The organism is Arthrobacter horti (assembly GCF_030731045.1).
In the GTDB taxonomy this organism is placed as follows: domain Bacteria; phylum Actinomycetota; class Actinomycetes; order Actinomycetales; family Micrococcaceae; genus Arthrobacter_E; species Arthrobacter_E nanjingensis.
Map to the genome: position 1 here is coordinate 15,335 of NZ_JAVALS010000012.1, position 14,908 is coordinate 30,242.

The following is a 14,908-nucleotide window of genomic DNA, read 5'->3' on the forward strand; positions in this document are numbered from 1 at the left end:
ATGACGGACACCATCGCCGTGCTGGCCGCCCAAGGACGATCGGGCCGGGCCTGCGTGCAGGCGTTGCTCCAGGCCGGGTACCGGGTCAGGGCGGGGGTGCGCTCCAAGGGGACGTTCGCCCCACACCCCTTGCTGGATGAGATCCCCTGCGACGTCCTGGACCAGGGGGATGTCGCCCGGCTTCTGGACGGGGCTTCGGCGGTGGTCAGCATGATCGGGCACAACCGCCGTTCCTCCCCCACCGTCCAGTCCACCGCGATCCGCCACTGCCTCGGCATCATCGCCGAGCGGCAGCCGGACACGCGTCTGGTGTCTCTGACAGGCACGGGCGTACGGCTCCCCGGGGACAGGATCCCCTTGCTGGACCGGGCCGCCAACGCGGCCATCGCGCTGGTTGATCCGAAGCGCATCGCCGATGGCAAGGAACACGTCCGGCTTCTGCAGGAGGGTCCCGCCGGATTCACCATCCTGAGGGTTCTGAAGCTCGTCAACGGCCCCCACCACGGCGGCGTCCGCCTGACTCCCCATGGCCCGGCGGAGCTGTTCACGCCGCGCGCCAGGGTCGCGGCCGCCGTCGTGCAGGTGCTGCGTGAGGGGAGCTTTGCGCGGCAGCTGCCCGTGATCAGCGGCGGGAGTCACCCGTGACCACCACCGGACAGGAGGAACTTTCGGCACTCCTGAGCGAGGCACTGCACCCGTCCGACGGCGGTGCACCGCTGTTCTCCGCGGCGGCCGCCCTGGTGTCGGACGATGGGGAGCTTCTGGCCCGCGAGGCCGTAGGACGCACCATCGATTACCTGGACGACGGCGGAACAGCCCATCAGGGCCCGTCTGCTTCGCTCGGCACACTCTTCGACCTCGCCTCGGTGACCAAGGCCTTCGTCACCGCCACCGCCCTGGCGGTTCTGAGCGACAAAGGCCTGCTGGGGTCGGGACTGTCCTCTCTGGCGCGGCCCGTAGCCCTTCTCCTTCCCGAGTTCCACCGCACGCCATTCGCGCAGGTCACCGTGCTGGAGCTGCTCACCCACCGGTCCGGGCTGCCGTCCGAATGGGAGGACAACCGGCCGGGGCCCGACGCCTGGGAGCGGTTCCGGTCCTTGCCGTTGCAGGTGCCGCCCGGCCGCGGGCACGCGTACTCCTGCGTGGGATTCACCTGGCTCGGCCTGTGGCTCGAGGAGCTGAGCGGGCTCCCTCTGGACGTCCTGATGGAGCAGCGCCTGCTCGGGCCGCTGGGCCTGAAACTCACCGGCTACCGGCCCTCGATCCCTCTGGAGACCATCGCAGCCACGGAGGTGCAGCCGGGCCGCGGGCTGGTTCACGGCGAAGTCCACGACGAGTCGGCCTGGGCGCTGGGCGGGGTGAGCGGCAACGCGGGGCTCTTCAGCACGGCATCGGAGCTGCTGACGTTCGTGGAGATGCTGCGGCGGAACGGCACGCACTGCGGCGTGCGGATCCTGCCGCCCGAAGCTGTGCGGCTCATGACCACCCCGGCGCCAGGTCCGCGGTCCGCCGGCTACGACCAGGCCGTGGGCCTGCGGGTGGGAGAGCCATGGCTGAGAGCACTCGCCCCGGAATCCCGGCGCATCCCAGCAGGTCACGGCGGCTACACCGGCACGGCATTCGGCTTCGTCCCGTCCGGGTCCCGTTCCGCGGTGCTCCTGAGCAACAGGGTCCACCCGCGCCGCGGGAACGACGAACGCTTCGCCGCGTTCCGCCTGAGGCTCATGGAACTCGCCGGCGCTCTCTGACCGCGGCCGGCCCCGGCGCGGGGTGGCGAGCGCTCCGGGAGCGGCGCCTGCGCACATAGCCGGTTCACAGGCCGGCCTCAGTCCAGGCAACGGGCGGTCCCGTGTCCTGGATACATGACCGCCTCAGCCCTCACCGCGCCCCCCGGAATCCACGCACCGGACCGTTCGGCCACGCCGCCGGCAACGAGACGCCAGATGCCGTGGCGGCTGGGTCTCGGCGCGCTCATCCTGCTCTCGGCCGCGCTCTCCGTCTGGGGCGTGTGGGCCGGTTCCCGCTCCGAGTACTATGCTTCGATCGCCCTGTCGATGAGCCAGAACTGGCACAACTTCTTCTTCGGGGCCTTCGATCCAGCGGGCACCGTGACACTGGATAAGATCCCCGGCTCCTTCTGGATCCCTGCGCTGTTCATCAAGGTGCTGGGATTCTCCACGGCGTCCGTCATCCTTCCGAACGCCCTGGCCTCCGTGGCGGCCACGGTCCTGGCGGCGTTCACGGCCAAGCGCCTGGCCGGGCCGTTCGCGGGCCTGACCGCGGGGGCCGTGCTCGCGACCACGCCGATCCTGGTGGCGGTGTCCCGCTCCAACCAGCCGGAGACGTTCTTCGTCCTGGGCCTGGCCCTGACCGCCTGGGCGGCGGTCCGGGCGCTGACGCGGGCGAGTTTCGGCTGGCTGATCCTGGCGGGGGTGTTCGTGGCGGCGTCGTTCCAGACCTACATGCTGGAGGCGTGGGCGGTCTGGCCCGCCTTGGCCGCCGCTTACCTGTGCACCGCGCAACCGTGGCTGCGGAAGCTCTGGCACACGGCGGTGGCCGGGGTGATCAGCCTGGGGCTGTCATTGAGCTGGATCATCGCGGTGGCCCTGACCCCGGAGTCCAATCGCCCCTATGTGGGCAGCACGCTCCACAACAACCCCTGGGAGATGGTGTTCGGCTACAACGGGCTGGGACGCTTCGGTCAGAACACGGCGGACTCCACCTCGTATAACTCCTTCACTCCCCCGTTCTCCGGTTCCCCCTCCGTACTCCGCCTCTTCAACGAGCAACTGGCCGGGCAGATCGGATGGCTGCTGCCCGCGGCGGCGCTGGCCGTCGTCGCGCTCTTTGTGCTGCGGCAGAAGCCCGCGGTGCCGGTGTTCCTGACCGTCTGGCTGGGAACGTTCGCGATCATGTTCTCCGTGGTGGCCGGGATGCACCAGTTCTACACGGCCGCGCTGGGCGTCCCGGTGGCACTGGCGATCGGGCTGGCCGTGGGGGTGGCACGACGGCGGGGCGTGGGCTGGGTGCTGTACTCGATGCTCGGGCTGGCCACTGTCACTGCTCTGGTGATCGCCCTGATGTACGGCGGCTACTCGCTGGCGGTGTCGGGCGTGCAGGCGTTGCTGGCGCTCGGAGCGGCCGGGCTGCTGCTCTGGGAGACGCACCGGGGTGCGGTGCTGAAGGTGTGGACGTCCTTGGCGATCCTGGCCGGGCTGATCCTCACGCCGCTGGTCTGGTCGGCGGTCACGCTGGCCCATCCGAACAGCATCAATCCGGTGGCCGGCGGGGTCGACTACATGGGCGGGGGCCTGGGTGGCTTCGGCCAAGGCGGGCAGCGCGGTTTCGGTGCAGGCCCGGGGACGGGTTCCTTCGCCGGCCGCGGATCCTTCCAAGGCACCCCTCCTCAGGGAGGGGCGGGCTTCGGCCCGGGTGGCGGTGCGGCCGGAGGATTCACCGGGGGCGGCTTCGGCGGACAGGGCGGTGCCGGGGTGACATCCACCGCGCTGCTGTCCTACCTGAGCGCGCACAAGGGCAACGCCCAGTATCTGGTGGCCACGTTCGGGGCTCAGGAGGCCGCCGGCATCATCACCGGATCCGGCGGTCAGTCCGTGCTGCCGGTCGGCGGCTTCAGTGGCAATGATCCCGTGCCATCCCTGGAGCAGTTCAAGGCACTCGTGTCCACGGGGGCTCTGAAGTACGTCCTGATGAGCGGAGCTGGGGGCATGGGTGGTGGCCCGGGCGGTTCGGCGTCCACCGGGACGTCGTCGGAGATCCGCAGCTGGGTGCAGTCGAACTGCACCGCCGTGACCGCCACCGGCGTCAGCGGGCTGTACGGCTGCACCGTCGCGGCGGCGACGACGGCGGGCTGAGCCGGAGACGGGCGGCGGCAGTGACGGCTCGCGGCCGCCGTCGTCGTCGCCCGTGACGGAAAGCGGAAGCGCCTCCCCCACCGGAAGACCGGCAGGGAAGGCGCTCAGCGTAGGAACAGGTCCCGGCTCAGGGACGGAAGAGCTCCTCGAAGGTGCCGGAGGTGGTCGGCGAGCAGGTGTTGGCCAGGCAGCCGAGGTGCCACAGGTGCTGCAGGGTGGACAGCAGGGTGTAGTGGTCGGAGAGCTGGTTGGTGGTCTTGTGCGGGCCCTCGGCGGAGTTGATGACGATCATCGGGGCGTGGCCGCCGCCGAGGACCGCGGTGCCCGGGCCGTTGGGGGTGCTGAAACCGACCGGGCTGCCGGGTCCGCCGGAGGAGCCGGAGTAGTCGTTCTCATCCCAGGCCAGGACGATGCTGGAGTTGGTGGTCTTCCAGGTGGTGGAGTTCATGATCTGGGCGATCTGCTGCTTGACGTAGGCGTCGCCCATCTGAATGGCGCCGTGGTCCAGGCCGGAATCCGGGTAACCGCAGTTGGGCATGTCGACCAGGGCCGCGCCGGACGGGGAGACGCCGTGCATGTCATGGCACTGGTTGGGGCTGATCCAGACGAAGTTCGGCACGTTGCCGGAGGCCAGGTCCTTGCTGAGGTTGTTCTCCAGCGGGACGATGTTCTGCAGGCGCGGGTTGCCCGGGGAGTTGATCCGGGAGAAGTACATGAACGGGTTGTGCTTCTGCGCGTACAGCTTCACCGTGGTGCCGTTGACGACCGGGGCGTATTCGGCCTCGGAACCCACCGAGGGAAGGTTCTCCATGTAGGCCTTCCACGTGCGGCCGGACTCTTCAAGCTGGTCCACGATTGTCCTGCCGGAGAACATGTGCGGCGTGGTGGCGGCCGTCTTGTACTGGGCCGGGGTGAGGAAGGCATCCAGGGCGGTGTCACTGGAGTCGGCGGTGAACTCCTCCGGGTCACAGGTCACCGTGGCGCCGGCCTTGCAATCATCATGCAGGCCCTGGAAATCGCCGGAGATGGTGGCCAGGTAGTTCGGCATGCTCGGGTGGGTGACGCCGTGGTAGTTGGAGGCGGTGTTGTATTTCTGCGCCAGAGACGTAATGTACGGGGCGTCGGCCGTATTGCCGACGACCTGCTCGTAGCCGTGGTTCTCCATCATGATGACAAAGACGTGGTCCGGGCCGTTCTGAGCCTTCACCGGGGCTGCGGTCGCGGCGGGAAGCGCGGCCGTGCCGGCCAGCGCGACGGCGGCCACGGCAGCCGTCGCGAAAGCCGCACCGAGGGTGCGGCGGGCGATGACGTGTCGCATGGGGGGTCCTTTCAAGGGCAGGCCTCAGCCGTCGTCGAGCATCGCAAGCCGGGGACTCCGGCGCGGTGCGGGGCGTGAAATGGGGAGCGGGCTGGGCCTGGTGGGGCGGAGAATCGTTCGCTTCGAAAGAACCGGGACCGAACGAGATCCCGGCCCGAAGGGGTGGGCACCGGGGGCTTGGGTGTTGCTCTCGATGGCATCCTGTGCCACTTTCCCACGCCCGGATGGATTCTGACTAGTCCCCCTGTGGACGGCAGATGAACGAGAGAACACTTTCAGATGGACCGGTCTCCCGCCGATCCTCCACGGCCCTCTACTGGCCGACGGGCCGTGCGGATATGCTTCGCTTCATGAGCAAAGTCGCCATCATCACGGGCACGTCCTCGGGCATGGGCCTGTACGCCGCCGTCGCACTCGCACGCCGCGGATTCCATGTGGTGGCGACCATGCGGGAGACCGGCAAAGCCCAGCGTCTGCTCGAAGCGGCCGGCGACGCGGACGTCCAGCTCGACGTGCGTCCCCTTGATGTCACCGACCACGCGGCCGCGGCCAGGCTCGTGGCCGCCGTCCTCTCGGAGCACGGCCGCATCGATGTGCTGCTCAACAACGCCGGCCGGGGCAGCGTCGGCACCGCGGAACAACTCACCATGGCCCAGATCCAGGCCCAGCTGGACGTGAACTACCTGGCCCCGGTCAACCTGGCCAAGCTGGTTCTGCCCGCCATGCGGGAGCAGGGTTCCGGGCGGATCCTGACGGTCACCAGCGTGGGCGGCACCGTCGGCCAGCCGTTCGCCGACGCCTACTGCGGCGCCAAATTCGCCGTTGAAGGTTTCATGCAGTCGCTCGCCTCGGTCGCCGAGCACTTCGGAGTGCAGGTCGGAGTGATCGAACCGGCCGCCGTCGCCAGTGAGTTCGTGGCCAACGTGGCCCGGCCCGACGACGTCGGCGCGTACGGCGCGCTGCTGGACGCCTACATAGCCCGGACTTCGACGTCGTTCGCCAACGCACAGACCGCTCGGAGTGCCGGCGACACGATCGCCGATATTGCGACGTCTGCGGGATTCTCCTTCCGGCAGCAGACCTCTCCGGCCGCGACCACCTTCGCCGGGGTGTCCCTCAAAGACCTCGACGGCACCGCGGTGCAGGCGTTCACCAGGCCGTGGATCAGCCAGGAGCAGTGATGGTCCAGCACAATCCGGAGGTCGATCGCTGGTTCGAGGGATACACCAACCCCCAGAAGGAGCTCATGCTCGCCGTCCGGGACGTCATCCTCGGGGTGGATCCGCGGATGACGGAGGCGATCAAGTGGAAGGCCCCGACGTTCATGTACCGAGGGAACATGGCTTCCTTCTTCCCCCGCGCAGTGAAACACGTGGTGCTCATGTTCCACACCGGGGCGAGCCTGTCCGACCCTCAGGGGATTCTTGGGGGCGAAGGCGACGTGGCCCGGTCGGCGAAGGTTCTGTCCTTCGAGGATCTGGCGGAGAAGACGCCGGGGCTTGAGGCGGTGACCCGCAGCTGGATCGAGCACAGAGACGGGGTCTAGGACGGGTTCTCCGGTGGCCGCCAGCGGCGGATCAGCCTTGAGGTCGCTCCTTCCCCGGACCAACTTGGCGAAAACCCCGGGCCGATTGTCATTGACGCAGTCGAGGCACTCGGCAACAGCATGAGCCCGGACAAACGTCCGGGCGAGGCGCCAAAGGCGGACCTCCATGAGACGGTCACCACGGGACGTCCGGATATTGCTCACGGTACTTCTCAATGTGGCTCACGGACTGCTCCCCGGCGCGATCCGGATCTCCGCTGGCAATCGCGGCGAGCAGATCCCGGTGTTCCTGAATCAGTTCATTGAGATCTTTGACATGCCTGAAGATCCAGTGCATCCGGCCCTGCAGCGGCTCAAGTGCCGTCCGGAGGAAGCCGTTGTCCGCGATGCGGGTCACCTCGTCGTGGAAGTCATTGTTGGCCCGATGCGCTTCATTCAGGCTTCCCCGGGCCAAGGCATCCGACGCCTTCGCGAGGATGAAATCAAGCCGGGCGATATCCGCCGGAGTGGCCCGTTGAGCGGCGAGCCGACAGGCCAGGACCTCCAGGGCGAGGCGCACGGCGAAGAGGTCGACGACGTCCTTGTCACTGAGAACGGCGACCGCCAGCCCCCGAGGAGCCCGTTCCACCAGCACGCCCTCCTGAAGGAGCATGCGCAGGGCCTCCCGGACCGGCAGCCTGGAAACATTGAATTCGGACGCAAGGTCCCGTTCGACGAAACGGGTTCCCGGCGGATAGTGACCTTCGAAAACCCGCGTGCGAAGCGTGTCACGGATCGACTCCCGCAGCGTGCGCTCACGTTGCGGTTCTTGACCAGCTCGTGTCATTCGTGCCCCCTGAGCTCTGACTGCAGTCCGCCGTCGGCACACCGCAGATCCTGGGATCCCAAGAGCAGGTTAAGTCTGCCGGGGACGCGGGTCAAGGCTTCATCCGAGCCTTTGGTTGCGGGCAGAAAATCATCCTTGACGAGTGGCACGGATCACACTTACCTTGGTCTTGGGATCCCAAGAAGGGATACCAACCATGCATCTACACACGGCTGCCGGTGCTCTGCTGAGAACACAGATCTGTTCATCTCAGGCCGGATTCCTCATAGCCAGAATTTCTCGACTCAGGGCATCGCTCCCCCGCCTGTCGCCTCCGGCCCGGCCCCGATCCACTGAGTTCTCATCGTCTCTATCAAGAAGGAGACCACCATGATGAGTCGCCTCAAGACTCTCGGCCGCGGCGCAGGACGTGACGCGGAAACTCATCCGGTCGACGAAATGCTCCCCCTCGGCAAACTGTTCACCCTCGGAGCCCAGCACATGCTGGCCGCCTATGCCGGCATCATCGCCCCGCCGTTCATCATCGGAACGGCCTTGCACCTCCCCCTCAGCGACCTGATCTTCCTGATCAGCGCAAGCCTTCTCGCCTCGGGAATCACGACACTTCTCCAGACCCTCGGAATCTGGAAAGTCGGCGTCAGGCTCCCCCTGGTGCAGGGCGTGTCCTTCTCTGGAATCGCCTCCATGATCGCCATCGGTCAAGGGAACCCGGACGGTCACGTCGCCATGCAGATCATCGTGGGTGCCGTCATCGTCGCCGCAGCCGCCATGTTCTTCCTGGCACCGATCTACAGCAAGCTCCTGAGGTTCTTCCCGCCCCTCGTGATGGGTTCCGTCGTCGCCGTCATCGGCATCAGCCTGATCCCGATCTCCATCGGCTGGATTCAAGGCGACCAGGGAAGCTCCGACTTCGGCGCCCCCAAGAACATCTTCGTGGGTATTCTGACTCTTCTGCTGACCCTGTTCATCGTGAAGTACGTCCCGGGCTTCACCAAGCGGGTCGGTATGCTCGTCGCCATGCTCATCGGCACGCTGGTATCGATTCCTTTGGGAATGACCGACTTCAGCAAGATCAACGGAGCCAAGGTGTTCGCCGTGCCGGAGCTCTTCCACTTCGGAGCGCCCCGCTTTGATATCGCGGCCATCATCTCGATGCTGATCGTGATGCTCGTGATCATGACCGAGGCCACCGCGGACATGCTGGCCATCGGACAGATCGTGGAACGCCCGGTGACCCCGAAGGACGTTGCCAACGGTCTGCGTGCCGACTGCCTCGGTTCCGTGATCAGTGGCGGTCTCAACGGCTTCCAGGCAAGCGCCTACGGTCAGAACATCGGCCTTCTCATCATGAGCCGTGTGAAGAGCCGCTATGCGGTCGCAGCTTGCGGAATCATCCTGATCGTCCTGGCGCTCTTCCCGATCACGGCCGCTGTGGTCGCGGTGGTTCCGCTCCCCGTCCTCGGCGGCGCCGGCATCGCGATCTTCGGTCTGGTGGCCGTGAACGGCATTCAGACGCTCAGCAAGGTGGATTTCCACAATGACGAGCAGGGAGCCATCAACGCCCTCATCGTGGCCGCGACCCTGACCATGGGCATCCTCCCGATCGCAGCACCGAACTTCTACCACCAGTTCCCCTCCGAAGTGCAGACCGTGTTCAGCTCCGGCATCGCCTCCGGCGCCATCACCGCCATCGTGCTGAACCTCCTGCTGAACGAACTGAGGATCGGGCGCAAGCCGCTGGCGCCGTCCGCCACGGCCTCCGACCCCCTCATGGCCCCCACGATCGCAGCTCCGAGGGATCTGCCGGGAGTCTCGGTCGATCGAGGCGACCAGCCGGAGACGTCCGACTCCACCGGGGCGGCGCTCCCCTCGGAGCGGTCGGTCGGCGGAGAAGTGCCCGGGACGTATCGCGGGCTTCAGGCGGAGTAGTCTCCCGTGAGCAATTCGGTCGAACGTGCCGAGTCGGTGGAGCGGGGCGGGTCGGGCCAGACGGCCGCCGCCCTGCTCCTGACCGGCGTGCTGCTACTGGCCGCGAATCTGCGGCCCTCCATCGCAGTCATCGGCCCGCTCATGAGCCAGATCCGTACTGACCTGGGCCTGACCGGCACGGAGACCTCGCTCCTGGCATCGATGCCTGTCCTGATCTTCGGAGTCTGCGCCCCGATGGCACCGATGCTCATCCGTCGTCTGGGGACCAGACTCACGACCACTGCGGCCTTGGGTGTCGTGGCGCTCGGCGCGATGTTCCGGCTTGCTCCGGGGTGGCCGGCGCTCCTCGCCGGCACGTGCATCCTCAGCATCGGCATCGCCGTCGGAAACGTGCTCCTGCCGGTACTGACCAAGTCGCACTTCGTCTCCCGAGTGGGAAGCGTGACCGGGCTGTCCACCATGACGCTCAACGTCGCCGCCGCGGCGGCGGCCGCCACGATCGTGCCGCTCACCGTCATGTCCGGAGGGAACTGGCACCAAGGACTGATGGTGTGGGCCCTTCCAGCGGTGATCGGCGTCATCTGCTGGGCGTTCCTCACGGCTTCGCACCGGGCGACAGGTCTGGGACAGGCCGCGGATCCGCCGGCAACGGGGTCGTCCGGCATCCGCTGGACCGGTGGAGCCGCCGTTCACATCGTGATCTTCACCGCGGCGCAGTCGGTGGTCTACTACTGCATGCTCGCCTGGCTGCCCTCGATCTTCCAGAGCCATGGCCAGCCCACCACCACTTCCGGAATCCTGCTGTCGATCATGACCGTTGTGGGAGCGCCCATCGCGCTGCTCATGCCCGTGGCCGCCGCACGGATGAGAGATCAGCGGCCCTTGGTGGCGTTCGCGGTTTCCTGTGCTGCGGCCGGGCTTGTGGGACTTCTGCTGTTTCCAGGCATCGTGCCCGTCCTGTGGGCCGTCCTGCTGGGAATCGGTCAGGGCGCCTCGTTCTCGCTGGCACTCGCGTTCTTCAGTCTGAAGACGAAGAACAGTGGCCAGACCGCGAAGCTTTCGATGGCGGCTCAGTCGGTCGCCTACGTGATCGCCGCTCTCGGCCCGTTCGTCTTGAGTCTTCTGCATGACCGCACCGGGAGCTGGAGCCCCGGGGTCCTCCTGCTCCTGGCCTGCCTCGGCGTCCAGACCTTCTCCGGTCTGAAAGCCGCGCGTGCCGCATCGATTTGAACCCCGTCCCCGAAACCCCACGAACCGGATTTCCTGATTGAAAGGCCAACATCCATGAAACTCGTCACCTTCACCCGGGACGGCTCGCAACCACGGCTCGGCGCCCTCGGCCCGGAGAACCGGATTCTCGACCTCACCGGGCTCGCCGGCGACGATCCCGATTTCAGCTCCATGCTCCACTTCATCGACGCCGGCGAAGCCGCACTGAAGCAGGCGAAGCAGTGGGAGGAGCAAGCACGCTCCGGCGAAGGACCGGCAGCCGAGCACCTCATCGACTCGGACGCGGCGAACCTGCTGTCCCCCATCCCCCGGCCCCGTAAGAACGTGTACTGCGTGGGACTGAACTTCCTTTCCCACGTCGAACAGAACGCGACGGCGCTCGGGCAGGCGATCGAGATTCCCGACGTCCCCCTGTTCTTCTCCAAGCCGGTCACAGCGGTCGTCGGGCCGGACCAGCCGATCCGGCTGGATCCGCGGCTCACGAGCAAACTCGACTATGAGATCGAACTGGCGATCGTGATCGGGAAAGGTGGAACGTGGATCTCCCGCGAAGACGCCATGGATCACGTGTTCGGCTACACCATCGCCAATGACGTCAGCGCCCGTGATCTGCAGTTCCGCGTCAGCCAGTTCCTCTATGGAAAGGGCCAGGACTCGTACTGTCCGGTGGGCCCGATGATCGCAACCACCGACGAGATCACCGATCTGAACGATGTGACTCTGGAACTGCTGGTCAATGGAGAGGTGCGCCAGAGCGAATCCGCGGGCAACATGCTCTTCGGGCCCGCCGATGCCATCAGCTGGCTCTCCCAGGGCATCACGCTGGAACCGGGAGACATCATCACGCTGGGAACGCCGGGAGGCTGCGGGTATCAGCTCACGCCACCGGGCTTCCTCCAGGACGGCGATGTCGTCGAATGCCGCGCCACCGGGCTCGGCAGCCTGATCAATCCCGTACAAGCCGTCTGACGTTCGCAACGCAATAAGGAGAAAACCGATGCGAGTACAACTTCACCGCCTTTCCATGGCCCACCCTGGAGACGTCAGTGGGCTCAAGGGCCTTGTCGAATCAGGACAGGTCGATCCGGGCAAGATCGTGGCGACGATCGGCAAGACCGAAGGCAATGGCGGTGCCAACGACTTCACCCGTGCCCTGGCGACCACCAACTTCTCGAACTATCTGGCCACCGTTCGCGGCCAGTCCCCTGAGCAGGTCGCCGAGGAGATCGCCTTCGTATGGTCGGGCGGGTGCGAAGGTGTGCTGTCACCTCACGTCACGGTCTTCACCCGCGACGACGACGCGCCCGCATCCCCCGACGGTCAGAAGCGACTGGCCATCTCCGTCCAGAGGACCAGGGACTTCCTCCCCGAGGAGGTCGGGCGGATGGCGGAGGTCAATGAGGTCGCCGATGCGGTCCGCCGCGCACTCGATGAACTCGGTTCAGAAAGAGAGGACGTCCACTACGTCCAGGTCAAAGGGCCGCTGCTCACCCCGGCGGGTATCGCGGACGCGGACGCCCGCGGAGTCCAGGTGGTCACCACAGACCCCAACCGCTCCAAGGCGTACGCACGCGGCGCGACCGCGCTCGGTGTCGCCATCGCACTCGGAGAAGTCGACGCCGGCCGGATCACCGATGACGTCATCGCCAACGACATGGGGCTCTACTCCGACGTCGCATCAACTTCGGCAGGCGGAGAACTCACCAGCTGTGAGGTGGTCGTCTTCGCGAATTCCCTGCAGTCCTCGAGTGATCTCCGGATCGGGCACGCTACGTTGAAGGACCCGATCGACCTCGACGGTGTGCGCTCCGCCCTCCGGAACGCGGGGCTGGACTTTGAGTGCGATCCGACCCCCGACGACGTCACCAGGATCGCTGCGGTGTTCGCCAAAGCGGAGGCCCCGCTGGGCGGGGTCCTGAGGGGCGCCCGGACCACGATGCTGTCCGACGCCGACATCAATTACGAGCGGCACGGCCGGGCCGCCGTGGGCGCCGTGATCGCGAGCCAGACCGGCGACCCACGGATCTTCGTATCCGGTGGCACAGAGCACCAGTGCCCGCCGGCCCAGGCCCCGATTTCGGCAATCGTCAGGATCTGAGTCCAGGATCGGGGCGGTCTCCGGAGGACTCTCCGGAGACCGCCGCCGAGTTCGTGGCGGCCGGGGCGGCGTCGGCACGGCGGAACGCTCACCATGGCCCAGATCCAGGCGCAGATGCAGGTACAGGTGCAGCTGGACGTGAACCATCCGGCCCCGGTCAGCCTGGCCAAGCCGGCGCTGCCCGCCATGCTGCTTTGAGCGTTTCCACCATGACAGCAGAACCCCCGTGCGCACTCTGGATGCTGACTTGGAGCGGTTGCTCCCCTAGCGTGGGGGAATGACCCACGATCACACCTTCGGTACCTTCAGCTCCGCCCGCGTCGCAGGCGGTCTCGTGTTCACGTCAGGCAAGGTCGGCCTGGGCGCCGACGGCGTCCGTCCGGCGAGCTTCGAGGACGAGGTCCGCGCTGCTCTGGCTTCGCTCGCCCAGACCCTCGAGGAGTACGGATCGAGCCTGGAGAATCTCGTTCAGGTGCACTGCATCCTGAGGGACATGTCCGATTTCGAAACCTTCGACCGGATCTACGCCGAGGTGATCCCTGCCCCGGTTCCGCCTCGCGCCACCCACGGCGGCGCGCTCGTGCAAGACTTCCGCTTCGAAGTCGTCGGCATCGCGGAGCTCAACGCGCCGGAGTGAGTACGCTGAACGGCCGTGTCAGCGTCCGGCCTGACGCGTCACGATCCCGTGGTGCGATGAGGCCGGACGTGGTAGGGGCACTGGGACTTGAACCCAGGACCAAGGGATTATGAGTCCCCTGCTCTAACCGGCTGAGCTATACCCCCATGTCGTCGGCGGGATCCGGACCCCGCGACGGCACCAGGACAGTTTACCGGTGCGGGCCGCTGTCGCGAATCAGCGGCGGCGGCCCCACAGACGTGACGAGGACCTCAGACCAGCAGGTCGTCGTAGTCCGCGCCGCGGTAGATGTCCTCGAAGGTCTGCAGCGTGTTCTGCAGGCTGTGCTTCTGCACCATCCGGTGGCTCGCCTCACCCATGGCGCGGCGCTCCTCCTCCGGCCGGTCCAGCACCAGCAGGAGCTTCTGCGTCAGATCGACCACATTGTTCGGCTCGAACAGGTAGCCGTTGACGCCGTCCTCAGCCAGGTGCGGCAGTGCCATCGCGTTGGCCAGCACCACCGGCGTGGACGCGCTCATCGCCTCCAGGGTCACCAATGACTGCAGCTCCGCCGTTCCCGGCATGCAGAACAGATCCGCACGGATGTACGCGCGGCGCAGTTCGTCGTCGGGCGCCAGGCCCAGGAAGGCGACCCGGTCGCCCAGGCCGAGGGACGCCACCAGGCGCTCCAGGGCCGGCCGGACCTCTCCGCCGCCGACGATCTCCAGGTGCACGTTCATGTCCTTCGGCAGGCGCGCCAGCGCCTTGATGAGGACGTCCACGTTCTTCTCCTCGGCCAGGCGGCCCGCAAAGAGGATGGTGGGGTACGGGTGCTTCTCCACGACCTCGCCGGGCTGCAGCTCGTAGGCCGGCGTGTCGATGCCGTTGGACAGGGGCAGGACCTGCCGCAGGAACGCATGCTGGTGCATGGCCTTGGCCGCCAGGGGCGTGGGGGTGGTGACCACATTGGCCTGTCCCATGACCTTGCCCATGTCCTTCCAGGAGATCCGGCCGATGCGGTCCTTGAACCACTGCGGGAACGGCAGGAACGGATTCAGGTTCTCCGGCATGAAGTGGTTGGTGGCCACCACGCGGATGCCGCGCTTCACGGCTTCATAGAGGACGTGCTCGCCGATCATGTAGTGGCTCTGGATGTGCACCACGTCCGGCTGCACCTTGTCGAAGAGCAGCGCGATCTCCTTCTTGATCTCCCAAGGGAAGGTGATGCGGAAGGTTTCGTGGGTGGGTACGGAGTGGGAGCGGATCCGGTGGACGGTGCCTTCCGGACGGAATTCCGTGTAGCTCTTGCCCTTGTCCGCGCGTGCCGCCAGGACGTGCACCTTGTGCCCCCGCGCCGTCATGCCCTTCGCCAGCCGGTATCCGAACTGGGCGGCCCCGTTCACGTGCGGAGGATAAGTGTCCGCTGCGATCAGAAGGGTCAGTGGCTTGGTGGCGTCGGTGGACGTCATGCGT

At 66.8% G+C, this 14,908-nt stretch carries 13 protein-coding genes and 1 tRNA gene; 10 read left to right on the forward strand and 4 right to left on the reverse strand.

The genetic code is table 11. From position 1 onward, the window contains the following. From Q9R02_RS13790 to Q9R02_RS13800, 3 genes are all read left to right on the forward strand, one after another. Window positions 1-645: an NAD(P)-dependent oxidoreductase gene (locus Q9R02_RS13790; protein WP_305997282.1), complete on the forward strand. Its 645-nt coding sequence runs from the start codon at window positions 1-3 to the stop codon at window positions 643-645. Then, window positions 642-1,748 (forward strand): serine hydrolase domain-containing protein, encoded by a 1,107-nt coding sequence (locus Q9R02_RS13795; protein WP_305997283.1) that lies wholly within the window; start codon window positions 642-644, stop codon window positions 1,746-1,748. The genes Q9R02_RS13790 and Q9R02_RS13795 overlap by 4 nt, the downstream gene beginning before the upstream one ends. A gap of 195 nt (window positions 1,749-1,943) precedes the next feature. Beyond that, the gene (locus Q9R02_RS13800; RefSeq protein ID WP_305997284.1) at window positions 1,944-3,872 is read left to right on the forward strand and encodes an ArnT family glycosyltransferase; all 1,929 of its coding nucleotides are present in this window, start codon (window positions 1,944-1,946) and stop codon (window positions 3,870-3,872) included. A gap of 127 nt (window positions 3,873-3,999) precedes the next feature. Here Q9R02_RS13800 and Q9R02_RS13805 read toward each other — a convergent pair whose 3' ends face one another. Continuing rightward, window positions 4,000-5,190 carry an alkaline phosphatase family protein gene (locus Q9R02_RS13805; RefSeq protein WP_305997285.1) on the reverse strand — a complete coding sequence of 397 codons (1,191 nt, stop codon included), beginning with the start codon at window positions 5,188-5,190 and terminating at the stop codon, window positions 4,000-4,002. A 350-nt stretch (window positions 5,191-5,540) separates the two neighbouring features. Between Q9R02_RS13805 and Q9R02_RS13810 the strand changes: the two genes are divergently transcribed. Beyond that, on the forward strand, window positions 5,541-6,371 hold the full coding sequence (locus tag Q9R02_RS13810) for an SDR family NAD(P)-dependent oxidoreductase (protein ID WP_305997286.1): 831 nt from the start codon (window positions 5,541-5,543) through the stop codon (window positions 6,369-6,371). Next, the gene (locus Q9R02_RS13815) at window positions 6,371-6,736 is read left to right on the forward strand and encodes a DUF1801 domain-containing protein (RefSeq protein WP_305997287.1); all 366 of its coding nucleotides are present in this window, start codon (window positions 6,371-6,373) and stop codon (window positions 6,734-6,736) included. The genes Q9R02_RS13810 and Q9R02_RS13815 overlap by 1 nt, the downstream gene beginning before the upstream one ends. A 175-nt stretch (window positions 6,737-6,911) precedes the next feature. On the opposite strand, the gene Q9R02_RS13820 is transcribed toward Q9R02_RS13815, so the two are convergent. Then, window positions 6,912-7,562: a GntR family transcriptional regulator gene (locus tag Q9R02_RS13820; RefSeq protein WP_305997288.1), complete on the reverse strand. Its 651-nt coding sequence runs from the start codon at window positions 7,560-7,562 to the stop codon at window positions 6,912-6,914. A 369-nt stretch (window positions 7,563-7,931) separates the two neighbouring features. Between Q9R02_RS13820 and Q9R02_RS13825 the strand changes: the two genes are divergently transcribed. The 5 genes from Q9R02_RS13825 to Q9R02_RS13845 all read left to right on the forward strand — a co-directional run bounded on the left by Q9R02_RS13825 (window position 7,932) and on the right by Q9R02_RS13845 (window position 13,456). After that, a complete protein-coding gene (locus tag Q9R02_RS13825; RefSeq protein WP_305997289.1) occupies window positions 7,932-9,491 on the forward strand; it encodes a nucleobase:cation symporter-2 family protein in 1,560 nt (519 codons plus the stop codon). Between the two features lie 6 nt (window positions 9,492-9,497). Continuing rightward, a complete protein-coding gene (locus Q9R02_RS13830) occupies window positions 9,498-10,721 on the forward strand; it encodes a CynX/NimT family MFS transporter (RefSeq protein ID WP_305997290.1) in 1,224 nt (407 codons plus the stop codon). Between the two features lie 54 nt (window positions 10,722-10,775). Beyond that, window positions 10,776-11,690 (forward strand): fumarylacetoacetate hydrolase family protein, encoded by a 915-nt coding sequence (locus Q9R02_RS13835; RefSeq protein ID WP_305997291.1) that lies wholly within the window; start codon window positions 10,776-10,778, stop codon window positions 11,688-11,690. A gap of 28 nt (window positions 11,691-11,718) precedes the next feature. Next, on the forward strand, window positions 11,719-12,819 hold the full coding sequence (gene atzD, locus Q9R02_RS13840; protein WP_305997292.1) for a cyanuric acid amidohydrolase: 1,101 nt from the start codon (window positions 11,719-11,721) through the stop codon (window positions 12,817-12,819). A 277-nt stretch (window positions 12,820-13,096) separates the two neighbouring features. Further along, entirely contained in the window at window positions 13,097-13,456 is a 360-nt protein-coding gene (locus Q9R02_RS13845) for a RidA family protein (protein WP_305997293.1), read from the forward strand. A 69-nt stretch (window positions 13,457-13,525) separates the two neighbouring features. On the opposite strand, the gene Q9R02_RS13850 is transcribed toward Q9R02_RS13845, so the two are convergent. Together Q9R02_RS13850 and Q9R02_RS13855 are read right to left on the reverse strand one after the other, a co-directional pair. Further along, a tRNA-Ile gene (locus Q9R02_RS13850) sits at window positions 13,526-13,602 on the reverse strand. A gap of 105 nt (window positions 13,603-13,707) precedes the next feature. After that, entirely contained in the window at window positions 13,708-14,904 is a 1,197-nt protein-coding gene (locus Q9R02_RS13855; RefSeq protein ID WP_305997294.1) for a glycosyltransferase, read from the reverse strand. Window positions 14,905-14,908: the final 4 nt, after the last annotated feature.